This is a genomic window from Duganella sp. LjRoot269 (assembly GCF_964254095.1).
GTDB lineage: Bacteria > Pseudomonadota > Gammaproteobacteria > Burkholderiales > Burkholderiaceae_D > Rugamonas > Rugamonas hordei.
The window spans coordinates 863,819-885,299 of record NZ_CAXUSL020000001.1; the positions used below are offsets into that span (position 1 = coordinate 863,819).

A 21,481-nucleotide genomic window follows, 5' to 3' on the forward strand; every position below is an offset into this window, starting at 1 on the left:
TTGTTTTACGGCTGCAGATGGCGCCGTGGAGAAAATACTAGCTTGCGGGCTTGAAGAGCTACAACGCGGCTTGCACCATTTTGTTGCGTTTTATGCACATTTGATAATATTGCGTGCTTTGTATCCGAATGTACCGTAATCTGACCAACCGTCGGTATCAATCTTGCTGCATAAGGGTGCAAAAGTGTGGTGCGCACGCATCACTATGGCCAGTTTATTGCTGGTCCAGCATCCAGCCCTTGAGGCCGTTGACCCAGGCCTTGGCCGGCAGGTTCAGGCTTTTCTTGATGGCGCCGGCGCGCTCGTACAGCACGCTGAAGTCCAGCACCGGCGACTGCTTGAACGCGATCACGACGATGTTGGCGTCGTGCACCTCCGGCAGCCAGACCACGGCGTCGAACACCAGTTCCATCGCCTGCAGGTTCTTGTCGTAGTTGGAAAAATCGCCGAACACGTTGGTGGTCATGATGCCGCCGTCGCGCAGGCAGTCGAAGCAGGCCTGGTAGAACTCGGGCGAGTCCAGCACCGGGCCGCGCGCCTCCTCGTCGTACAGGTCCACCTGCAGCACGTCGACCGTGTTGCGGTTGACCGGATCGAGCACGAAATCCATGGCGTTCATTTCCCGCACGCTCAGGCGCTCGTCGTCGGACGGCAGCCCGAACTGCGCGCGGCACATGGCGATCACGTTGGGATTGAGCTCGACGGCCGTGACGCGCGCGCCGGGCAGGCGGCGGTAGCAGAATTTGGTCAGCGCGGCGCTGCCCAGGCCGAGCTGGACGACGTGCTTCGGGTTGTCGTTGAAGAGCAGCCACATCATCATCATCTGCACGTATTCGAGCTCGATGTTGTCGGGCTTGGCGATGCGCATCGCGCCCTGCACCCAGGAGGTGCCGAGGTGCAGGCTGCGCACGCCCTGGTATTCGGTGATGGTGGCGGGAGGGTGGCCGGGCTGGTCGTAGCGGGTTGGAGTTTTTGCGGACATGGCGCCAGTTTACCAGCCGGCGAAAAAAAAAGACGCCGCAGCGTCTTTTCAGGGTGAGCGCCGGAGCGGTCAGGATTGCTTGCGGCGGCGCGCGGCCACGCCCAGCAGCGCCAGGCCACCCAGCATCGTGCCGTAGGTGGCAGGCTCCGGCACGGCCGTCAGCACGCTCAGCGTACCGCTGTACGAAGCCGGTGCGTCGAGGGTCTTGCCCTTGATGAGCAGTTCGATTGTGCCGGAAACCGGTACGTTGAAGAAGGCGGAACCCGACAGCGGACCGAAGTTGGCAGCCGGAATCGTCGTGCCGTCCAGCTTGGCCCAGTTGAAGTTGATGTCGCCGACCGGATTCTTGATGTTGAGGAAGAAGCCGTAAGCGGTGCTGGGCAGGCCGGAGTAAGTGAACGTGTAAGTATCGGTGAAGGTTCCCGTCACCGTGTGCGTGTGGCCGAAGTCGATCGACCATTCCATCGGCCCACCGTTGAGCGCCACCACCGGTGCCGTCCAGTTGTCCGTGGCCGCATGCGCTGCGCCGAGCGACCCTGCGGCCAGCATGGCCGCGAATAATATTGATTTTAATTTCATAGTTTTCCCCAAAAGAAGACCTAAAGTACCTTTTCGGTCGTTGGGTGTCCATTTGCTATTTCCTTATCATGTAGCTAAGTATAATAACTAAATACTATCGAACGGGCTGAGCAGTACTGGAATTGCCAAAATTCAATTTCCTTGCATAAATTCTAAAATTCATTTCTCTTAATGCAAGGCGACTTAGTTGTTGGCGGACGACACCGGCAAGATCAAGGTCACGGTCAGGCCGCCGCCGTCGCGGTTGGCCAGCGTGATGCGGCCGCCGTGCGCCTCGGCGATTTCGCGTGCCAGCGCCAGACCCAGGCCGGTGCCGCTGCGCTTGGTGGAATAGAAAGGCACCAGCGCGTTGGTCAGCACCGTGTCGCTCATGCCGGGACCGCGGTCCTGGACGTCGATGCGCACCGCGCCATGCAGCCGCCGTACTTCCAGGCTGACGTCGCCGGCCGGCGAGCCGGATTCGTGGGCGTTCTTCAGCAGGTTCAGCAGCGCCTGCTCCAGCTGGGACGGATCGAAGGCGCAGGCTTCGGCCGGCGGCTCGCCGCTGACCGTGAAGTCCACCTGCGCCGACAGCTGCGCCAGGAACTCCGGCCAGGTGTGCAGCTCGAGCCTCGGCGTCGGCAGCTTGGCGAAGCGGGCGTAGCCGAGGATAAAGCTTTCCAGGTGGCGCGTGCGTTCCTCGATGGTGGCGAGGATTTGCGGCAGCCGCTCGGTCTGGCCGCGCCGCACCAGCTCGGCGCCGGAGTGGGCCAGCGAGGTCAGCGGCGCCAGGGAATTGTTCAGTTCATGGCTGATCACGCGGATGACTTTTTTCCAGGTCTGCACTTCCTGCCGGCGCAGCTCCATGGTCAGCTGGCGCAGCAGCAGCAGCTCGTGCTTGCGGCCGTTGAGGTTGAAGCTGCGCCGCGCCAGGTGGTACACCTCTTCCTCGTCGATCGCTTCTTTGTCGCCGCCGCCGGCTTCCTTGGTGGTGAACAGGCCGTCGCCGCCGCGCGCCATCGCCTCCACCAGCGCCGGCGCGGCGTGGCTGAGCACGTCGTCCAGCCGGTGGCCCTCCAGCTTGCGGCCCTGGTTGAGCAGCTGGCGCGCGGCGATGTTGGCGTAGACGATGGGACCGGCCTCGTTCACCAGCAGCATCGCCACCGGCGTGTTCTGCACCATGGTGTCGAGCAGCAGTTCGCGCTGCACCAGGTCCAGCCGCTGCTGGCGCAGCACGTTGCCCAGCGCGTTGTGGGCGGCCACCAGGTCGCTGAGCTCGTCGTTTTGCGGCCAATGCAGGCTGAACGAGAAATCGCCGTCCTTGTAGCTGGTGACGGTGCCGGTCAGCGCGCGGAACAGCGACAGCATGTATTCCAGCTGCGCGCGGATGGTGATGATGGAGATCGGCAGCACGCACAGCAGGCACACCGCCAGCACCATGCCGGGATGGTCGGGGAAGAAGTGGGTCAGGGTCAGCGCGATCAGGATGCCGACCGTCAGCAGGGTGCCGACCATCGCCGTCCAGCGCGTCAGCAGCGAAAGCCGCGTGCCCTTGCCGCGCGCCGAGGCGTTGTGCTGGTCCATCAGGAGCGGGCGATGCCCAGCCGTTCCATGCGCCGGTACAGCGCCTGGCGCGACAGGCCCAGCTCGGCCGCCGCCTGCGCCACCACGCCGCCGGCGCGGCTCAGCGCCAGGCCGATGGCGTCGCGGTCCGGTTCGCGCACGCCGTCCTCCATGGCGATGGCAGCGGCCGCCGGCAGGCCGAGGTCGCCGACCTTGATGACGTCGCCGGAGGCCAGCAAGCCGGCGCGCGCCATGATGTTTTTCAGCTCGCGCACATTGCCGGGCCACGGATGCGCCAGCAGCGCCGCCTGCGCCGACGGGTGCAATTCTTTGCCGGCGCCGAGGAAGTGGCGCGCCAGCGGCAGGATGTCGGCCGGACGGCCGGCCAGCGGCGGCAGCCGCAGCTCGATCACGTTGAGGCGGTAGAACAGGTCTTCGCGGAAGCTGCCGGCCCGTATCATCGCCTGCAGGTCGGCGTTGGTGGCGCTGACCACGCGCACCTTGACCTGGCGCTCGCGGTTGGAGCCCAGCCGTTCGAAGCGGCCCGTTTCCAGCACCCGCAGCAGTTTCATTTGTCCGGCCAGCGGCAGGTTGCCGATCTCGTCGAGGAACAGCGTGCCGCCGTCGGCCGCCTCGAACTTGCCTTCGCGCGCCTTGGAGGCGCCGGTGTAGGCGCCGGCGTCGGCGCCGAACAGCTCGGCCTCGATCAGCTCGGCCGGCAGCGCGCCGCAGTTGAGCACGACGAAGGGACCGTCGCGCACCGAGGAATTGGCCTGGATGATTTCGGCGATGCGTTCCTTGCCGGTGCCGTTGGGGCCGGAGATCAGCACCGGGACGTCGGCGCGCGCCACCTGGCAGGCCAGGTGCACCACGCGCTCGGTGGCCGGATCCTGCCACACCATGCCGCGCAGGTCGTAGCCGCGTTCCAGCTCGCGGCGCTGGCGCAGCTCGGTCTGCAGGCGCTGCTGCAAGGCGCGCTTGGCCTGGCCCAGCTCGATCAGGTTGTTGACGGTGGCGATCAGGCGGTTGTCGTCCCACGGCTTGGCCAGGTAGTCGGCGGCGCCGGCCTTGACCAGGTCGACCGCCGCGTCCAGGTGGGTCCAGGCGGTCAGCAGGATCACCGGCAGGTCCGGGTGCCGCTCACGGATGGCGCGGAACAGAGTCGTGCCCTCCTCGCCGGAAGTGGTGTCGGCGCTGAAGTTCATGTCCTGGATCACCAGGTCCACGTTGTGGCGCTCGAGCAGCGCCAGGCCGGCCTCGGGCGAGGCGGCGCGCAGCGCGTCGATGTCGTGCAGCGAAAACAGCACTTCGAGGGCGATGGCGACGGCGGAGTTGTCGTCAATAATCAGTACGGTAGGCATGCCGCAAGCATAACATTGTCGCGGCATGCCGGGTGCTGCAAACATGGTGTCAGGCGCTGCGGGTGGCAGTCGCCGGCGAGATGGTGGCGGCGCGCCATGCCGGGCCGTACACGGCGGCGATGCCCAGCGCCCAGAACACGCCGGCGCCGGCCAGCAGGTAGCCGGCCGGCAGGCGCGCCATTTCCAGCTGGCTGACCAGCAGCTGGTTCAGGCCCAGCGCCAGCAGCACGCCGGCCGCCACGCCGACGCTGGTGATCATGATGTTCTCGGTGACGAAGTAGCGCAGGATGTCGACCCGGCGCGCGCCCAGGGCGCGGCGCACGCCGATCTGCTTGCGCCGCTGCGTGACCCACAGGCTGGCCATGCCGACGATGCCGCTCGAGGTGATCAACAGCAGCAGCACGCTGACCGTCACCAGCATCCACGCCAGCGCGTTGTCGGCGCGGTAGCGGTTGGTGCGCATTTCGTTCATGCTGCGGGTCCGGATGACCACCGGCGTCGGCGAGGCCGCGCGCACCGCCGCCTCGGCTTCCTTGATCACGCGGTCCAGCTGGCCAGGTTCGGCGCGCAGCGTGTAGTTGTCGGCGTCGTCGCCGGTCAGGCGCACCGGCACCAGCGACGAGAACTCGCCGGTTTCGTCGATCTGGGCGCCCGGCGTCTGCAGTTTTTCGACCACGCCGACTATGCGCGCGTCCTTGGCCTTTTCGCCGGTGCCGAAGTAGATGGTCTTGCCGACGAAGCTGCTCTGTCCCGGCCACATTTTTTCGCCCAGCTTACGGGTGATCATGATCACCTTGGGGAATTCGTCGCTGGTGTTCTGGTCGATTTCCGGGATCTCGTTGGGCATGAAATCGCGTCCCTCGACCACCTGCAGGCCCCAGGTCTTGACCAGCGAATCGGCGCCGAAGTAGGTGGTCGATTGCGCGGTCGATTTGACCTGCTTGCGGTCGACCGCCAGGCCGGTGTAGTTGCCCGAGCGGGACAGCGGCATCTGCGAGGTGCCGGCGACCGACATCACGCCGGGCACGGCGCGCAGCAGCGCGGTTTCGCGATACTGCACCGCCAGTTGGTCCTGGTGGCCGCCGTTCTTCAGGTGGCGGATCTGCAGGGCGAACACGTCCTGCTCGTTGGCGATGCCGCTGGTGCGGGCCGACACGGCCTGGCGCACCTGCACGATGTGCAGCGCGTTGGCCAGGATCGCCAGGCTCAGCGCGACCTGCACGGCGACCAGTATCGGGCCGGTTTTATTGCGCAGCAGCGCGGAGAGGATAGGGCGGATTTCCATGGTGCGGCTCCCTTATTGTGATTTGAGTTGCAGCGCCGGCGTGACCTGGCAGGCGCGCCAGGTCGGCAGCAGGCCGGCCAGCACGGCCGACAGCACGGCCATCGCGAAGGTCGTCAGCAGCATGATCCAGTCCATGTGGGCGACCACCGTCAGCGCCTTCGACTGCATCGCGATCAGCGCCAGCGCGCCGAAGGCCAGCACCAGTCCCAGGAAGCCGCCGACCAGGCCGACCACCGTGGTCTCGATCAGGAATTGGTTGAAGATCTCGCGGCGCGAGGCGCCCAGCGCGCGGCGGATGCCCACTTCGGCGGCGCGCACCGAGAACTTGGCCAGCAGCAGGCCGATGGTGTTGACCAGGCACAGGACGAGGAAGCCGAACGCCAGCCAGGCCGACAGCTTGTTGTCGTTGCCGACCACCTTCATGTAGTCCAGCCATTCGCGCACGTCGTACAGCTTGTTGGCCGCGTTGCGTTTCAGGCGGCCCAGCTTGCGCTGTTCGATGGCGTAGCTGTCGAGGAAGCTTTGCAGCTCGCCGCGGTCGGCGCTGCTGCGCATCTCGATCCAGCCCTGGATCCAGGTGCACTCGGAATCAATGAAGGCCTGGAAGCCGGGGCCGACGTCGACGGAGCAGCTGGTGCTGCCGTTGCGCTGCATTTCGTGGCGGATGGCGCTGGTGAAGGGGATGAACAGTTCATCTTCCTCGCTGAAGGCGCCGTCGTTGCTGCCGATGATGCGATGGAAGCGCGGCACCACGTTCCAGGTGTCGAGCACGCCGACGATCTGGTACTGCATGCCGGCCAGGGTCATGCGCTGGCCCACCGGATCGGTGTCGCCGTACAGTTTTTCGGACAGCTTGCGGCTCAACACGACGACGTCGGCGCCGGCCTTGTCGTCGGCCGGGCTCCAGCCCTGGCCGTGCAGGAAGGGCGCCTCGAACATGTTGAAGAAATCGCCGTACGGCGCCAGGCCGCGCGCGGTGAACACGCCGATGTCCTTGCGCTGCGGCTCGACCGGCACGCCGATGCCGTAGATCGCGGTGCGGCGCTCGCCGATCTTGCTGTTCATCAGGTTGACCGCGTCGCGGTAGCTGAGCTGGCGGTCGTTCGGCTCGTCGCCCGGCTTGTAGCCTTCGGTCGGGCCGTTGTCGACCAGCGGCACGAACAGGCGCGCGCTCTTGTCCGGGATCGGGTCGCCGGACATCACGTGCAGGATGGTCAGCGTCGCCACGCTGGCGGCCACGCCGACGGCCAGGGTCAGCACCATCAGCGCGGTCAGGGCCGGGTTGCGACGCAGGCTGCGCAGGCCCAGCAGGAAGTAGTATTGGAACATGCTGCGCTCCTTAAGCGACATGGGATTTGCCGTCGGCGGCGTGGGCGTTGGCGTCGAACAAGGAAGGCGCCTTGCGCACCAGGTCCGACACCTGGCCGTCGATGATGTGGACGTTGCGCTGCGAGCGCACCGCCAGTTCCGGATCGTGGGTCACCATCAGGATCGTCGTGCCCTGGGCGTTGATCTCTTCCAGCAGCTCCATCACGCCGCGCGCCATTTGCGTATCGAGGTTGCCGGTCGGTTCGTCGGCCAGCAGCAGTTTCGGCGAACCCGCCAGCGCGCGCGCGATCGCCACGCGCTGCTGCTGGCCACCGGACAGTTCGGCCGGGTAGTGCTTCATGCGCGAGGCCAGGCCGACCTTGGACAAGGCGTCCTCGATGCGCTCCTTGCGCTCGGCCGCGTTGAAGCCGCGATAGCGCAGCGGCACGTCGACGTTGTCGAACAGCGACAGGTCGGGAATCAGGTTGAAGCCCTGGAAGATGAAGCCCAGCTTTTCATTGCGCAGGCGCGAGCGGGCGTTGTCGTCCATGCCCTTGACGTTGATGCCGTCGAGGATGTACTCGCCGTCGGTGAATTCTTCAAGCAGGCCGGCGATGTTGAGGAAGCTGGTCTTGCCGGAGCCGGAAGGGCCGGTCACGGTGACGAACTCGCCCTGCTTGACGTTGATCTCGAAGCCGCGCAGCGCGTGGGTTTCGATCATGTGGGTACGATAGACTTTGCTCAGGTTTTGCATGCGCAGCATGGAGGGCCTCTTTGCTTGGGATGTACGTTGGATTATTGGTTGATCGAGACGCGCTCGGCGTTCTCGAACGTTTCGGTACCGGAGATGACGACCTTGTCGCCCTGTTTCAGACCGCTCAGGATCTCCACCGCGGAGACGCTGGTGGCGCCCATCTTGATCGGGGTGCGGATGGCGATGCCGTCCCGTACTACGTAAGCGAAGCGGCCGCCTTCGGATTCCACGAACGGGCCGCGCTGGATCATCAGCGTGTTGGGTTTTTCGTCGATCAGCAGGCGCGCGGTGACGCGCTGGTTCTGGCGCAGGCCGGGCGGCTGCTGGCCGGCGAAGCGCACGCGCGCCAGCACCTGGTTCTTCACCACTTCCGGCGACAGCGCCGACAGCTTGGCGGTGGCGGTGCCGGTGCCGAAGTTCACTTCCGCGTTCATGCCCAGGCCGATGTCGGACACATAGGTCTCCGGCACTTCCAGCTCGACTTCGAGGCGCGACAGGTCGACCAGGGTCATCAAAGGCGTATTGGCCGGCACCACGCTGCGGTTGGCCACCGACAGCGTGCCGATGAAGCCGTCGACCGGCGCGCGCACGGTCAGCTCGTCGACGCGGCGCTGGGCGTTGGCCAGCGACAGGCGCTGGCGGTCCAGCTCATTGATCTTGGTCTTCAGCTCCAGCGCGACGTTGTCGCTTTCCAGCTCGGCCGCCTGGCCGGCGTGCTTGGCGCGGATCTCGGCCGAGTTCAGCGCGTCCTTGGCTTTCTGGTATTCGATCTTGGCGATGATGCCTTCGTTGGACACGGCGTTGTAGCGCTCCAGCGTGCGCAGCGCGGACAGGCGGTCGATTTCGGCGGTGTCGGCGTCGCGCCGGGCCAGCAGCTTTTGTTTGCGGGCCAGGATCTGCTGGCGCGCCACTTCCGCTTCCAGCTGCAGGTAGCTCGATTGCTCGCGCTTGAGCGCGTCGGTCAGGTCGGGCGATTCCAGCACGGCGAGCACGTCGCCTTTCTTGACGGTGTCGCCGGCGGCCGCCTTCAGAGTCACGGTGGCGGGCGAGGCCGAATACAGCGTCGGGCTGATGGCGGCGACGATGCGGCCGTTGACGGCGGCGTCGCGTATCAAGGTGCCGCGTCCCACTTCGGCGATGCGCAGGCGCGAGATGTTGACCGAGTGGTCGCTGCCGCGCCATGTGTGCACCAGGCCATAGGCCGCTGCCAGCAAAGCGACGGCGCCGGCGGCGATGACGAGGCGGCGTCGGGTTGCCTGCCCTTTGGGCGGGGCGATGACGGCGTCTTGATTAGAGGTGTCACGTATCATGGTTGGCTGGGTAGTGTGAAAAGACAGGCAACTTTATGCAGGAAGCGTGCCACTTCTTAAGTCGCTGATTTAAAAGGAAATTGATGCGGCTGTCCGCTGTCCGATGGGTGTCCGCCTTGTCCGCTGCGCGTCCGTCCGGACTTGATAGTTTGATATCCGGGGCCATATGCCGGGGTGTCCCGTTGATTTGGCCCGCCATGACCTTGATCTCCCGTTTGTCCCGCTTCCTTTTGCCTGCCGCCGATGACGCGGCGATAGCCGATTACCCGTTTGTCCCCAGCGATGTCGCGCTGTACCAGCGCACGCTGCACGGCGAGGCCGGCGCGATCGATGCGCAGACCTGGAGCGATATGCTGCTGCCGCAGTACAGCGCCCATCTGGCGCGCGAGACCAGCATCTTCGGCCAGCAGGAGCTGCATCGCCGCTTGCAGGCGGGGCAGGATGGCGCCCCGTCCGCCGCCCGCGTGCGGACACTGGCCGGGGATGCCGGACAACGGCTGCAGCTGCAGGCGGCCTGCGTCGGCCTGCGCCGCAGCGATCGCGAGATCAGCGCCACCCTGTTCGGCCGCGCCATGGCGGCCGCCCCGCGCTGGACCGCTTTGCTGCCCTGGATGCCGGTGGCCTTCCTGCTGTCGGTGGCGCTGGCGCTGGTGACCGGTTTCATGCCGCTGTGGGGCGTCGCGCTGGGATTATGGCTGGCGCTGTCGCTGGTGCAGGTGCGGTTTCACGAAGCGGCCGAAGAATGGTGCCGCATACTGGAGACGCTGCAGCAGATGCTGCGCGCCCATACGCTGCTGGCCGAATCCGGCTTGCCGACGACGGCGGCCTTCAGCGAAGACGCGGCCCGTGCCGGCAAGATCAACCGAAGCCTGGCGCGTTCGCCGCTGACCGGCATGGCCGGCATGCGTGAATACGGCAACTGGCTTTGGCTGCTGAATATCCGTCACTACTTCAACAGCCGGGAGGTGGTGCGCGCGCAGGCGGACTTCCTGCGCTCCAGCTTTGCGCGCGTCGCGGCGCTGGAGGCCGATCTGGCGCTGGCGCGGCACCTTGCCGGTACGCCGCGTTATTGCTGGGCCGAGCGCGGCGACAGCGTCGCGTTGACGCTGGTTGTGCATCCGCTGCTGGCGGAGGCGGCGCCGCTGTCGTTCGCGCCGCGCGAGCGGGGCGCCTTCATCTCCGGCCAGAACGGCATCGGCAAGAGCACCTTGCTGCGCACGGTCGGCCTGAACCTGATCGTCGCCCGCGCGTTCGGCTTCTGCTATGCCGACACGGCCACGGCGACCATGCTGCCCGTGTATTCGAGCATGCAGGGCGAGGACACGCTGGAAGGCGGCGAGAGTCTTTACATCGCCGAACTGCGCCGCGCGCAGGAGCTGCTGGCGCTGGCCGCGCGCGGACCGGCGGTGTTCATCATCGACGAGATTTTCCGCGGCACCAACCACCTCGAATCGATATCGGCGGCGACGGCGGTGCTGCACACGCTGGCCGAGCGCGGCACGGTGATCGTGTCGTCGCACAACCTGGTGCTGGCGCCGCTGCTGGAAGACCGGCTGGCGCCGTGGTGCGTCAGCCGCGTGGACGGACGCCTGCAGCTGTCGCCCGGCGTGCTGCGCGAGACCAACGGCATCGCCTTGCTCGGGACCCGAGGCTTCGACGACGCCATCTCGGCCAAGGCCAACCGCGTGTTCGACTGGCTGAGCGACTACATGGCGCATCCGGCCGATTGCGAAGACGTCCGAAATAGTCTTTGACTTCCGGCGCTGGGAGTTCTATTATTTCTGTAACGACAGAAATTAAGGAATTCCCATGACGCTCGCACCGACCATCCAGAAATATATCCTGCATTGGGGAGAGATGGGCACGCGCTGGGGTGTCAACCGCACGGTGGCGCAGATCCACGCGCTGCTGTTCCTGTCGAACCGCCCGCTGCCGGCCGAGGAAATCGCCGACACGCTGAACGTGGCGCGCTCCAACGTCAGCAACAGCCTGAAGGAATTGCAAAGCTGGGGCCTGGTGCGCATCACGCATATGGCCGGCGACCGCCGCGACCACTTCGTCGCGCTGCAGGATGTATGGGAGATCTTCCGCGTCATCGTCGAGGAGCGCAAGAAGCGCGAGATCGATCCGACGCTGACCGTGCTGCGCGAGTGCGCGCTGGAAGCCGAGGGCGATCCGGCGCTGGAGCAGGCCACCAAGGTCAAGATGGAGCAGGTGCTGGACTTCCTCGAAATGCTGACCGCGACCTACGGCGACTACAAGCACCTGCCGCCGGCCACCATGCAGCGCTTCCTGAAGATGGGCGGCAAGGTGGCCCGGCTGCTGGGCGGGGATTAAAAGCTGTATTTTTTTGAGTATTAATTTCTGTGTTTACAGAAATAACAGACGGAGACGGTATGAAAGTGCTGATACTTGGGGCGACGGGGCTGATCGGCAGCCACGCCTTGCGTGCCTTGCGCGCGGCGGGCTGCGACGTGGTCGGCGCCAGCCGCCGCCGTCCGGCGGACGAGCGTGCGCAGGACTGGATCGAGGTCGATTTCGGCCGCATGACCAGCGAGAGCGACTGGCTGCCGCTGCTGTCCGGCGTGGATGCGGTGGTCAACTGCGTCGGCATTATCCGCGAAGCGCGCGACGGCGATTTCGATCGTCTGCACCGCGCCGCGCCGGTGGCCGTGTTCGCGGCCTGCGAGCGCCTCGGCGTGCGTCGCGTGGTGCAGGTGTCCGCGCTGGGCAGCCATCCGGACGCCGCCACCGGCTACTGGCGCAGCAAGGGCGCGGCCGAAGCCGACCTGCTGGCGCGCCGGCTCAGCGTCACCATCATCCGGCCGTCGCTGGTGTATGGCGAGGATGGCGCCAGCAGCGTGATGTTCCGCATGCTGGCGACCTTGCCGGTGCTGATGATGCCGATGGCGCACGGCGCCAAGGTACAGGCGATCCATGTCGACGACCTGGCGGCGGTGTTGGTCAGGCTGGTGCTGGCGGAGGGCGGCGTGCCGCGCGAGCTGGCGGTGGTGGGGCCGCGCGCGACGACGATGGCCGGTTACCTCGGCGCGCTGCGCAGCGGCATGCAGGCCGCGCCGGCGCTGGTGCTGGATTTGCCGATGCCGCTCGCGCGCGTGGTCGCCCGCGTCGCCGGCATGATTCCCTCCAGCGCGCTGACACCGGAATCGCTGCTGATGCTGGAGCAAAGCGCCGATGGCGGCAATACCGCCGACGCCGGACCGGCCGCCGCGCTGCTGGGCCGTCCGCTGCGCGACCCTGTGCGGTTTGCTCGCCCCGACCAGCGCATCGCCGCCACCTGGGCCTGGGGCGCGCCGCTGGTGACGGTGGCGATGGCCTTGCTGTGGCTGATCACCGCCTACGTGTCCTGGTTCGGCTGGCCGCGCGCGGACAGCATGGCGTGGCTGGCGGCATGCGGCGTGCCCGCGGGTGCGCAGCAGCCGATGCTGCTGGCCGCCAGCCTGGCCGACGCGGCGGTCGGCGTGCTGTTGTTGCTGTATCCGCGCCGCTGGGTGTGGGCGCTGCAGCTGGCGCTGGTGGGCGGCTACACGGCGATCATGAGCGTGTGCCTGCCCGGCTTCTGGCTGCATCCGTTTGGGCCCCTGAGCAAGAACCTGCCCTTGCTGGCGTTGATGTTGCTGATGTGGAGAGCGAGCAGATAATGGACTACCTGGCGATCAAATGGCTGCACATCCTGTCGGCCACGCTGATGTTCGGCACCGGCTTCGGCACGGCGTTCTACATGTTCTTCGCCAACCGCAGCGGCAACGTGCAGGCGATGGCGGTGGTGACGCGGCTGGTGGCCAGGGCCGACTGGTGGTTCACCACGCCGGCCATCATCATCCAGCCGCTGTCGGGCTTGTGGATGATCCATCTTGCCGGCTTCCCGTTCACATCCCGGTGGATCGTCTGGTCGGTGGCGCTGTATGCGCTGGCGGGCATCTGCTGGCTGCCGGTGGTCTGGCTGCAATTGAAAATGCGCGACATGGCGGCGCATGCCGCGCTGGCCGGCGAGCCGCTGCCGGCGCGCTACTGGCGCTATGAAAAAATCTGGATCGCCTTGGGCTTCCCCGCATTCGGCGCGTTGCTGATCGTCTACTGGCTGATGGTGCACAAGCCGGCCTGATCCCCGATTATTTCTCCTGCTTGAGCGGCTTGCCCTTGTCGATCACCTCGCGGCAGTCGCCCTTGAAGCTGGCGTTGTCGTAGTTGCTCCAGCCGTAGCTGTCGACGTAGCGCTTGTGCTGTTTGAACTGCTTGTTGATGAAGCTCCATTCCAGCCGCTCGTCGGGGTACTCGATGTCGCCCAGGTCCAGCAGTGTGTGGAAGATGTTTTCCGTGGCCAGCCGCGCCTTGCGGTGGCGCATCAGCTGCTTCACTTTCTCCGGATAGCGGTCCTTGTATTCGTCCGAGTACCAGACCAGCGCCGGCACGTGGAATTCGTACTGCGTGTTGTGGCCGTGGAAAGCGAGGTTGCAGCTGTTGTCGTACAGCGTCTGGCCGTGGTCGGCCACGTAGACCATAGCCGCCAGCTGCTGCGTGCCCTTCAACTGGCCGATCACCTGCGACAGGAACCAGTCGGTGTACAGGATGGAGTTGTCGTAGCTGTTGTTGAGCTGCGGCTTGATCTTGGTGTCGGTGTAGACCGGTTTGTCGACGCCGAACAGCGACGGCTGCCATTTGTCGAATTCCTTCGGATAGCGCTGGCTGTAGTTCCAGTGGTTGCCCAGGGTGTGCAGCACGATCAGCTTTTTCGGCGATGGATCGGCGATCGCGTGCTGCAGCGGCTCGAGCAGGATCTGGTCGAAGTTGGAGTTGTTGGTGAAGCCGCCCAGGTTCATGAACTGGATCACGTCGGCCTCCTTGGCGAACACCGACACCGGCGTGTCGAACTGGCCGAACGAGATCTGGTTCGACAGCCACCAGGTCTTGAAGCCGGCTTCCTTGTAGGCGGTCAGGAAGGATTTTTCCGAGAAGCCATCCTTCAGGCTCTGCGTTGCCGGCTTGCGCGAGATGATCACCGGCACCGACAGCCGCGTCGCCGACACCGCCGTGATGACGTCCGGCAGCGTGACCAGGTTGGCCTCCTTCTTCAGCAGCGGGTTGGTGTCGCGCTCGTAGCCGTTGACGCCCCAGCGGTCGTAGCGAGACGATTCGCCGATCACCATGATGACGACTTCCGGCCTGTCGTTCTTTTCCGGCTGGTGCGCCTTGAAGGTGAAGCTGCTGCTGCGCCGGCCCAGGTCGGCCAGGTATTCGCGCTCCTTGTAGAAGTCGACGCCGCGCGCGGCCAGGCCGAACGGCCACGACGAGGCGAAGTCGTCGAAGCCCAGCGGCGAGCGGGCCCACCACGGCATAGGCGACCACTTCCAGCCGCTGCGGCCGGCGCCGGGGATGGCGGCGTGCTCGGGCGCGCTGTCCTCTTCGGCGTCCTCCTCTTCCTCCTCGTCGGAGGCGTCATCGCTGGCCGATGCCGGGGCGGTGATGCCCACATGGCTGAGCGCCGAACTCAGCGCGGATCCGATGGCCGAGCCCAACGCCGAACCGGCCGGCTTGGCGCTGGCGGCCTTGGCCGCCGCCGCTTTGATCGCCGGCCTGGCGCGCACGCCGAATTCCCAGCCGTAGGTCCACAGCCCGGCCAGCGCCACCAATATAAGCAGCACGCTCCAGCGGCTCTTGCCGCGCCAGGCCAGCATCGGGCTGCGCCGCGCCGCCACCTGCACGGCGATCCACCAGGCCACCACCAGCAGCATCACCAGCCCCATCAGCCAGACTTTGCGGCCGAGGAATTCCAGCGCCTCCCGCGGGCTGGTCTCGGCGATGATGCCCAGGTGGTGGGTGGAGATGCCCTGGCCGTAGTACATGAACAGGTAGAGTTCGGTCGGCAGCGCGAGGAAGGCGGGGATCAGCAGCCAGTGGAACCAGGCCGGGCGCTGCAGCACGCCCCACACCGCGGCCCAGGCCAGCAGTTCGACCGCCAATATATGCGCCAGACCCGGCACTTGCCTTCCCAGCAAGATTGGCACGCAGGGCACCAGCGACAGCAGCAGATAGCTTGCGAGGACGAACAGGGGGGCGGGGCGCAACAGGGATCGCATAGAAACGGAGACAATGATATTGTCTGCTATTATCAAGTGTTTCTTGACCTTGCAGCGAGTTTTTACAGGCCGTCCCGGCCGCATGCTGCCGCGAAATAGATTGACTGGCGCTTCGACCACGTCTATACTCGCGAGTTCTCAATTTATTCTGCACATCGTATACGCTGTTTCAGGCCGCTCCTTGCGAGTGGCTGTTTGCGCCTCCGTCGTGAAATCAATTGGGACTAGGTTTTAGTCCCCGGACATCCGTCCGGGTTATCAACGTTGTAATTTAGTTGGGTTTAGAACGATGCCAACCATCAATCAACTGATTCGCAATCCACGTGTCGCTCTGACCGTGAAAAGCAAATCGCCGGCGCTGGAAAACAGCCCGCAAAAGCGTGGTGTTTGCACCCGTGTGTACACCACCACTCCTAAGAAGCCTAACTCGGCTTTGCGTAAAGTCGCCAAAGTGCGTCTGACCAACGGTTTCGAAGTCATTTCGTACATCGGCGGTGAAGGCCACAACCTGCAAGAGCACAGCGTGGTTCTGCTGCGCGGCGGTCGTGTAAAAGACTTGCCGGGTGTTCGTTACCACATGGTTCGCGGTGCACTGGATACCCAGGGCGTTAAAGACCGTAAGCAAGCTCGCTCGAAGTACGGTACCAAGCGCGCCAAGCAAGCCAAGAAGTAATCTGCAATAAAAGTTTTCGCTCAGTGGCAGCTAGCTAAGTGAATGTAATCGACCGTAGTGGTCGAGTAAGTGGATGGCTATGATGGCCCTCCGCGAGAGTGCGAATCCCATATCTGCGCACCTCAACTGAAGATTGAAAGGAATTGATATGCCACGTCGTCGTGAAGTACCCAAGCGCGAAATTCTGCCGGATCCAAAATTCGGTAACACGGATGTCGCCAAGTTCGTGAACGTTCTGATGCTGTCCGGTAAAAAATCGGTCGCAGAAAACATCATCTACGGTGCCTTCGAGCACATCGCCGCTAAATCCGGCAAAGACCCGCTGGAAGTGTTCGCTACCGCGATCAACAACGCCAAGCCGCTGGTTGAAGTTAAATCCCGTCGCGTCGGTGGTGCAAACTACCAGGTGCCGGTCGAAGTGCGCCCAGTGCGTCGTATGGCTCTGTCCATGCGCTGGCTGCGTGAAGCTGCCAACAAGCGCAGCGAAAAATCCATGCCACAACGCCTCGGCGGTGAGCTGATGGAAGCGGCTGAAGGCCGCGGCGGTGCGATGAAGAAGCGTGACGAAGTCCACCGTATGGCTGAAGCGAACAAGGCGTTCTCGCACTTCCGCTTCTAATAAAATCGGCCAGGTCCTTGGGGATCTGGTTGTTATCTGTTGTTCGAGGCCGGGCTCATTTTTGTCAGCAAAAATGGCGCTCGGTTTTGTCCATTCAAAGATTTAGGAATAATTATGGCCCGCAAGACCCCCATCGAGCGCTACCGCAATATCGGTATCTCCGCTCACATCGATGCAGGTAAGACCACCACCACCGAACGCGTTCTGTTCTACACGGGCGTGAACCACAAGATCGGTGAAGTTCACGATGGCGCCGCCACCATGGACTGGATGGAGCAGGAACAAGAGCGCGGCATTACCATTACCTCGGCAGCGACGACCTGCTTCTGGAAAGGTATGGCCAACAACTTCCCAGAACACCACATCAACATCATCGACACCCCGGGCCACGTTGACTTCACCATTGAAGTTGAACGCTCGATGCGCGTGCTCGATGGCGCTTGCATGGTTTACTGCGCAGTCGGCGGCGTGCAGCCGCAGTCGGAAACCGTATGGCGTCAGGCCAACAAGTACAAAGTGCCGCGTCTGGCCTTCGTCAACAAGATGGACCGTACCGGCGCCAACTTCTTCAAGGTCTACGAGCAGATGCGCGCTCGCCTGAAGGCTAACCCGGTCCTGATCCAGATCCCTATCGGCGCTGAAGAAAACTTCAAGGGCGTGATCGATCTGGTCAAGATGAAGGCGATCCTGTGGGACGACGCGTCGCAAGGCATGAAGTTCGACTACGTCGATATCCCTGCGGAGCTGGCCGAATCGGCCGCCGAGTGGCGCGAGAAGATGGTCGAAGTCGCTGCTGAAGCGTCCGAAGAACTGATGAACAAGTACCTGGAAGAGGGCGACCTGTCCGAAGCCGAGATCAAGAAAGCGCTGCGCGAACGCACCATCGCTTCGGAAATCGTGCCGATGATGTGCGGTACCGCTTTCAAGAACAAGGGCGTACAGGCCATGCTGGACGCGGTCATCGAGTTCCTGCCTTCGCCGCTGGACATCGAAGACGTCGCCGGCACGGACGAAGACGACCAGCCGACCACCCGCCGTCCTGCGGACGACGAGAAGTTCTCGGCGCTGGCGTTCAAGATCATGACCGACCCGTTCGTCGGCCAGCTGGCCTTCTTCCGCGTGTACTCGGGCGCCATCAACTCGGGCGACACCGTGTACAACTCGGTCAAAGGCCGTAAAGAGCGCCTGGGTCGTATTCTGCAGATGCACGCCAACCAGCGCGAAGAGATCAAAGAAGTGCGCGCCGGCGACATCGCCGCCGCAGTGGGTCTGAAAGACGTGACCACCGGCGAAACCCTGTGCGATCCATCGTCGATCATCACCCTGGAAAAAATGATCTTCCCAGAGCCGGTGATCCAGCAGGCCGTGGAACCGAAGACCAAGGCTGACCAGGAAAAAATGGGTCTGGCACTGAACCGTCTGGCTCAGGAAGATCCTTCGTTCCGCGTCAAGACCGACGAAGAGTCGGGCCAGACCATCATCGGTGGTATGGGCGAGCTGCACCTGGAAATTATCGTTGACCGCATGAAGCGCGAATTCGGCGTCGAAGCGACCGTCGGCAAGCCACAGGTTGCCTACCGCGAAACGATCCGCAAGACCTGCGAAGAATCCGAAGGCAAGTTCGTCAAGCAGTCGGGCGGTCGTGGTCAATACGGTCACGTGGTACTGAAGATCGAACCGCAAGAACCAGGCAAGGGCTTCGAATTCGTTGACGCGATCAAGGGCGGTACCGTTCCTCGCGAATACATCCCTGCGGTGGAAAAAGGCGTGCGCGGCACCCTGAACACCGGCGTTCTGGCCGGCTACCCAGTGGTCGACGTCAAGGTCACGCTGTTCTTCGGTTCGTACCACGATGTGGACTCGAACGAAAACGCGTTCCAGATGGCCGCTTCGATGGCATTCAAGGAAGGCTGCCGTAAAGCCAACCCGGTCATCCTGGAGCCGATGATGGCTGTGGAAGTGGAAACGCCGGAAGACTACGCCGGTACCGTGATGGGCGACCTGTCGTCCCGCCGCGGCATGGTGCAGGGCATGGACGAGATCCCAGGCGGCGGTGGCAAGATCATCAAAGCTGAAGTGCCTCTGTCGGAAATGTTCGGTTACTCGACCACCCTGCGTTCCGCAACGCAAGGTCGTGCTACCTACACGATGGAATTCAAGCACTACTCGGAAGCGCCTAAGCACGTTATCGACGCGATCGTTACCGCTAAAGCTAAGTAATTTTTGTATTTTTGCGGGCGGGGAGATCCTCCGCCCGCATATTTAAAACATTGTTCTAAGGAAGAATAAAATGGCAAAAGAGAAATTCGAACGGACCAAGCCGCACGTCAACGTCGGCACCATCGGCCACGTCGACCACGGCAAGACCACCCTGACCGCTGCTATCGCGACCGTTCTGTCGAAGAAATTCGGCGGCGAAGCTAAAGCATACGACCAGATCGATGCTGCTCCAGAAGAAAAAGCACGCGGCATCACCATCAACACCGCGCACGTCGAGTACGAAACCGCCGGCCGTCACTACGCTCACGTTGACTGCCCAGGCCACGCCGACTACATCAAGAACATGATCACCGGCGCAGCGCAGATGGACGGCGCGATCCTGGTTTGCTCCGCAGCCGACGGCCCTATGCCACAGACCCGCGAGCACATCCTGCTGGCCCGTCAGGTTGGCGTTCCATACATCATCGTGTTCCTGAACAAGTGCGACCTGGTCGACGACGCGGAACTGCTGGAACTGGTCGAAATGGAAGTTCGTGAATTGCTGTCGAAATACGAATTCCCAGGCGACGACGTGCCTATCATCAAAGGTTCGGCCCGTATGGCGCTGGACGGCAAAGAAGGCGAAATGGGCGTTGACTCGATCATGCGTCTGGCCGATGCGCTGGATTCGTACATCCCTACGCCAGAGCGCGCAGTGGACGGCGCCTTCCTGATGCCAGTGGAAGACGTGTTCTCGATCTCGGGTCGCGGTACCGTTGTGACCGGTCGTATCGAGCGCGGCATCATCAAGGTCGGCGAAGAGATCGAAATCGTCGGCATCAAAGATACCGTCAAGACCACTTGCACCGGCGTGGAAATGTTCCGCAAGCTGCTGGACCAGGGTCAAGCCGGCGACAACGTCGGTCTGCTGCTGCGCGGCACCAAGCGTGAAGACGTGGAGCGTGGCCAGGTTCTGGCCAAGCCAGGTTCGATCAAGCCGCACAACCACTTCACCGGCGAGATCTATGTCCTGTCGAAAGACGAAGGCGGCCGTCACACCCCGTTCTTCAACAACTATCGTCCACAGTTCTACTTCCGTACGACTGACGTGACCGGTTCGATCGAACTGCCAGCGGACAAAGAAATGGTTATGCCAGGCGACAACGTGTCGATCACCGTCAAGCTGATCAACCCGATCGCGATGGAAGAAGGTCTGCGCTTCGCAATCCGCGAAGGCGGCCGTACCGTTGGCGCAGGCGTTGTAGCTAAAATCATCGCTTAATTTTTAAGCCTGGTTGGAACAAGGCCGGCATGGTGTGATACCATGTCGGCCTTTCCTGTAATACCTCGTTCTTTTAAACATTGCTGGCGCTACAAAGTTGCCAGTTCGCTCTTTTAAGGAATCATCATGTCCGCACCAAACCAGAAAATCCGTATCCGTCTGAAAGCTTTCGACTACAAGCTGATCGACCAGTCCGCACTGGAAATCGTTGACACCGCTAAGCGCACCGGCGCCGTTGTCAAGGGCCCAGTCCCACTGCCAACCCGCATCCAGCGTTTCGACGTTCTGCGTTCGCCACACGTCAACAAGACCTCGCGCGACCAGTTCGAGATCCGTACCCACCAGCGCCTGATGGACATCGTCGACCCAACCGACAAGACCGTTGACGCACTGATGAAGCTGGACCTGCCAGCTGGCGTTGACGTCGAAATCAAACTGCAGTAATCATTATTAGGCCGGCCGGCGGAGTTCGCCTCCGCCGCCAGTGCTGAAGGGCCGGGCCAGTCCGCATTCGCGGACCAGCCTGGCCTTTTTTGTTTGGCCATTACCGAAGAAAATCTTTCCATGCTCAGGAGCCGCCATGCTGGCCACCTTTGACGCCCGCCTCATGGACGGCTCCCGCCGCCACGGATTGCGGGGTGGGGCGCGGTTCGCGCTGGAGTTTCTGTATTTCGGCATCAAGGAAGCGCGCGCCTGCCTGTTCGTGGCGCTGTTCTTTGCCGCCGTGCTTCTGGTTCCGCGCGCCGGCATCGCGGGCTTGCCACGCTATGACGCGCTGCTGATCGTCGCGCTGCTGATCCAGGCGTGGATGGTGTGGACCGGGCTGGAAACGCTGGACGAGCTGAAGGCGGTTTGCCTGTTCCACGTGATCGGCTTTGCGCTGGAGGTGTTCAAGGTGTCCGGCTCCATTCAGTCGTGGAGCTACCCGGACTTCGCTTACACCAAGCTGTTCGGCGTGCCGTTGTTCTCCGGCTTTATGTACGCGGCCGTCGGCAGCTACATCATCCAGGCCTGGCGCCTGCTCGACGTGCGCATCCGTCATCATCCGCCGTACTGGATGGCGGTGCTGATCGCGTTGCTCATCTACGCCAATTTCTTTACCCATCACTACATCGGCGATTACCGCTGGTACGTGGCGGCCTGCGCGCTGGGGCTGTACGCGCGCGCCACCGTGATCTTCCGGCCGCTGGACCGCGACCGCCGGATGCCGATGCTGCTGGCCTTCGTGCTGATCGGCTTCTTCATCTGGCTGGCGGAAAACATCAGCACGTTCTGGAGTGTGTGGCGCTATCCGAACCAGCTGGGCGCCTGGTCGGCCGTCCATGTCGGCAAGTGGAGCTCCTGGTCGCTGCTGGTGGTGATGACCTTTACCATCGTGGCCCACCTGAAGCACATCAAGGCCAGCATCCACGTCCCCGAACATTGAGCGCAGGCCGCATGGGGCCGTGGTTTGGCCCCGGCGTGAGCAGCCGGCAAATAAAGCCGCGTA

At 63.6% G+C, this 21,481-nt stretch carries 19 protein-coding genes; 10 read left to right on the top strand and 9 right to left on the bottom strand.

Annotated elements, in window-relative coordinates; all coding sequences use genetic code 11:
- Positions 1 to 214: 214 nt before the first annotated feature.
- The 8 genes from ACSQ3S_RS03690 to ACSQ3S_RS03725 all read right to left on the bottom strand — a co-directional run bounded on the left by ACSQ3S_RS03690 (position 215) and on the right by ACSQ3S_RS03725 (position 9,121).
- Positions 215 to 982, bottom strand: coding sequence for a spermidine synthase (locus ACSQ3S_RS03690; protein ID WP_436141613.1), 768 nt, complete (start codon positions 980 to 982; stop codon positions 215 to 217).
- Between the two features lie 69 nt (positions 983 to 1,051).
- Positions 1,052 to 1,561, bottom strand: coding sequence for an FxDxF family PEP-CTERM protein (locus ACSQ3S_RS03695; protein ID WP_436141614.1), 510 nt, complete (start codon positions 1,559 to 1,561; stop codon positions 1,052 to 1,054).
- 183 nt (positions 1,562 to 1,744) lie between these two features.
- A complete protein-coding gene (locus ACSQ3S_RS03700) occupies positions 1,745 to 3,124 on the bottom strand; it encodes a sensor histidine kinase (RefSeq protein WP_436141615.1) in 1,380 nt (459 codons plus the stop codon).
- Complete coding sequence (locus ACSQ3S_RS03705; RefSeq protein ID WP_436141616.1) at positions 3,124 to 4,464, bottom strand: sigma-54-dependent transcriptional regulator; 1,341 nt, start codon at positions 4,462 to 4,464, stop codon at positions 3,124 to 3,126. The genes ACSQ3S_RS03700 and ACSQ3S_RS03705 overlap by 1 nt, the downstream gene beginning before the upstream one ends.
- Positions 4,465 to 4,513: 49 nt before the next feature.
- Positions 4,514 to 5,749: an ABC transporter permease gene (locus tag ACSQ3S_RS03710; RefSeq protein WP_436141617.1), complete on the bottom strand. Its 1,236-nt coding sequence runs from the start codon at positions 5,747 to 5,749 to the stop codon at positions 4,514 to 4,516.
- 12 nt (positions 5,750 to 5,761) lie between these two features.
- Entirely contained in the window at positions 5,762 to 7,078 is a 1,317-nt protein-coding gene (locus ACSQ3S_RS03715; RefSeq protein WP_176655926.1) for an ABC transporter permease, read from the bottom strand.
- Positions 7,079 to 7,088: 10 nt separating this feature from the next.
- Positions 7,089 to 7,820 (bottom strand): ABC transporter ATP-binding protein, encoded by a 732-nt coding sequence (locus tag ACSQ3S_RS03720; protein WP_176655925.1) that lies wholly within the window; start codon positions 7,818 to 7,820, stop codon positions 7,089 to 7,091.
- A gap of 32 nt (positions 7,821 to 7,852) precedes the next feature.
- A complete protein-coding gene (locus ACSQ3S_RS03725; protein ID WP_176655924.1) occupies positions 7,853 to 9,121 on the bottom strand; it encodes an efflux RND transporter periplasmic adaptor subunit in 1,269 nt (422 codons plus the stop codon).
- Positions 9,122 to 9,318: 197 nt separating this feature from the next.
- On the opposite strand from ACSQ3S_RS03725, the gene ACSQ3S_RS03730 reads away from it, so the two are divergent.
- The 4 genes from ACSQ3S_RS03730 to ACSQ3S_RS03745 are packed head-to-tail and all read left to right on the top strand — an operon-like array spanning position 9,319 to position 13,247.
- A complete protein-coding gene (locus ACSQ3S_RS03730) occupies positions 9,319 to 10,875 on the top strand; it encodes a MutS-related protein (RefSeq protein ID WP_436141618.1) in 1,557 nt (518 codons plus the stop codon).
- A 55-nt stretch (positions 10,876 to 10,930) separates the two neighbouring features.
- Complete coding sequence (locus tag ACSQ3S_RS03735) at positions 10,931 to 11,458, top strand: GbsR/MarR family transcriptional regulator (protein WP_176655922.1); 528 nt, start codon at positions 10,931 to 10,933, stop codon at positions 11,456 to 11,458.
- 59 nt (positions 11,459 to 11,517) lie between these two features.
- Positions 11,518 to 12,783, top strand: coding sequence for an SDR family oxidoreductase (locus ACSQ3S_RS03740; protein ID WP_436141619.1), 1,266 nt, complete (start codon positions 11,518 to 11,520; stop codon positions 12,781 to 12,783).
- Positions 12,783 to 13,247 carry a DUF2269 family protein gene (locus ACSQ3S_RS03745; protein ID WP_176655920.1) on the top strand — a complete coding sequence of 155 codons (465 nt, stop codon included), beginning with the start codon at positions 12,783 to 12,785 and terminating at the stop codon, positions 13,245 to 13,247. Before ACSQ3S_RS03740 ends, ACSQ3S_RS03745 begins: the two co-directional genes overlap by 1 nt.
- A 7-nt stretch (positions 13,248 to 13,254) precedes the next feature.
- Here ACSQ3S_RS03745 and ACSQ3S_RS03750 read toward each other — a convergent pair whose 3' ends face one another.
- Positions 13,255 to 15,219, bottom strand: coding sequence for a phosphoethanolamine transferase (locus ACSQ3S_RS03750; protein WP_436141620.1), 1,965 nt, complete (start codon positions 15,217 to 15,219; stop codon positions 13,255 to 13,257).
- Positions 15,220 to 15,508: 289 nt separating this feature from the next.
- Between ACSQ3S_RS03750 and rpsL the strand changes: the two genes are divergently transcribed.
- The 6 genes from rpsL to ACSQ3S_RS03780 all read left to right on the top strand — a co-directional run bounded on the left by rpsL (position 15,509) and on the right by ACSQ3S_RS03780 (position 21,418).
- Entirely contained in the window at positions 15,509 to 15,892 is a 384-nt protein-coding gene (gene rpsL / locus ACSQ3S_RS03755; protein WP_008444270.1) for a 30S ribosomal protein S12, read from the top strand.
- A 148-nt stretch (positions 15,893 to 16,040) separates the two neighbouring features.
- Positions 16,041 to 16,511 (top strand): 30S ribosomal protein S7, encoded by a 471-nt coding sequence (gene rpsG / locus ACSQ3S_RS03760; RefSeq protein ID WP_008444271.1) that lies wholly within the window; start codon positions 16,041 to 16,043, stop codon positions 16,509 to 16,511.
- A gap of 114 nt (positions 16,512 to 16,625) precedes the next feature.
- Entirely contained in the window at positions 16,626 to 18,731 is a 2,106-nt protein-coding gene (gene fusA / locus ACSQ3S_RS03765; RefSeq protein ID WP_176655918.1) for an elongation factor G, read from the top strand.
- A gap of 70 nt (positions 18,732 to 18,801) precedes the next feature.
- Complete coding sequence (gene tuf, locus ACSQ3S_RS03770; RefSeq protein ID WP_209720678.1) at positions 18,802 to 19,992, top strand: elongation factor Tu; 1,191 nt, start codon at positions 18,802 to 18,804, stop codon at positions 19,990 to 19,992.
- 126 nt (positions 19,993 to 20,118) lie between these two features.
- Positions 20,119 to 20,436, top strand: a complete 318-nt coding sequence (gene rpsJ, locus ACSQ3S_RS03775) for a 30S ribosomal protein S10 (protein ID WP_005663509.1) — start codon at positions 20,119 to 20,121, stop codon at positions 20,434 to 20,436.
- Positions 20,437 to 20,572: 136 nt separating this feature from the next.
- Entirely contained in the window at positions 20,573 to 21,418 is an 846-nt protein-coding gene (locus ACSQ3S_RS03780; RefSeq protein WP_436141621.1) for a DUF817 domain-containing protein, read from the top strand.
- The last annotated feature ends 63 nt before the right edge of the window (positions 21,419 to 21,481 follow it).

Excerpts from the sequence above, each read along its gene's own strand:
- rpsJ (WP_005663509.1), top strand. The coding sequence starts at position 20,119 with ATGTCCGCACCAAACCAGAAAATCCGTATCCGTCTGAAAGCTTTCGAC.
- rpsG (WP_008444271.1), top strand. The coding sequence starts at position 16,041 with ATGCCACGTCGTCGTGAAGTACCCAAGCGCGAAATTCTGCCGGATCCA.
- ACSQ3S_RS03705 (WP_436141616.1), bottom strand. The coding sequence starts at position 4,464 with ATGCCTACCGTACTGATTATTGACGACAACTCCGCCGTCGCCATCGCC.
- ACSQ3S_RS03720 (WP_176655925.1), bottom strand. The coding sequence starts at position 7,820 with ATGCTGCGCATGCAAAACCTGAGCAAAGTCTATCGTACCCACATGATC.
- ACSQ3S_RS03715 (WP_176655926.1), bottom strand. The coding sequence starts at position 7,078 with ATGTTCCAATACTACTTCCTGCTGGGCCTGCGCAGCCTGCGTCGCAAC.
- ACSQ3S_RS03750 (WP_436141620.1), bottom strand. The coding sequence starts at position 15,219 with ATGCGATCCCTGTTGCGCCCCGCCCCCCTGTTCGTCCTCGCAAGCTAT.
- ACSQ3S_RS03780 (WP_436141621.1), top strand. The coding sequence starts at position 20,573 with ATGCTGGCCACCTTTGACGCCCGCCTCATGGACGGCTCCCGCCGCCAC.
- ACSQ3S_RS03725 (WP_176655924.1), bottom strand. The coding sequence starts at position 9,121 with ATGATACGTGACACCTCTAATCAAGACGCCGTCATCGCCCCGCCCAAA.
- ACSQ3S_RS03695 (WP_436141614.1), bottom strand. The coding sequence starts at position 1,561 with ATGAAATTAAAATCAATATTATTCGCGGCCATGCTGGCCGCAGGGTCG.
- ACSQ3S_RS03710 (WP_436141617.1), bottom strand. The coding sequence starts at position 5,749 with ATGGAAATCCGCCCTATCCTCTCCGCGCTGCTGCGCAATAAAACCGGC.
- fusA (WP_176655918.1), top strand. The coding sequence starts at position 16,626 with ATGGCCCGCAAGACCCCCATCGAGCGCTACCGCAATATCGGTATCTCC.
- tuf (WP_209720678.1), top strand. The coding sequence starts at position 18,802 with ATGGCAAAAGAGAAATTCGAACGGACCAAGCCGCACGTCAACGTCGGC.
- ACSQ3S_RS03730 (WP_436141618.1), top strand. The coding sequence starts at position 9,319 with ATGACCTTGATCTCCCGTTTGTCCCGCTTCCTTTTGCCTGCCGCCGAT.
- ACSQ3S_RS03740 (WP_436141619.1), top strand. The coding sequence starts at position 11,518 with ATGAAAGTGCTGATACTTGGGGCGACGGGGCTGATCGGCAGCCACGCC.
- ACSQ3S_RS03690 (WP_436141613.1), bottom strand. The coding sequence starts at position 982 with ATGTCCGCAAAAACTCCAACCCGCTACGACCAGCCCGGCCACCCTCCC.
- ACSQ3S_RS03700 (WP_436141615.1), bottom strand. The coding sequence starts at position 3,124 with ATGGACCAGCACAACGCCTCGGCGCGCGGCAAGGGCACGCGGCTTTCG.
- ACSQ3S_RS03745 (WP_176655920.1), top strand. The coding sequence starts at position 12,783 with ATGGACTACCTGGCGATCAAATGGCTGCACATCCTGTCGGCCACGCTG.
- rpsL (WP_008444270.1), top strand. The coding sequence starts at position 15,509 with ATGCCAACCATCAATCAACTGATTCGCAATCCACGTGTCGCTCTGACC.
- ACSQ3S_RS03735 (WP_176655922.1), top strand. The coding sequence starts at position 10,931 with ATGACGCTCGCACCGACCATCCAGAAATATATCCTGCATTGGGGAGAG.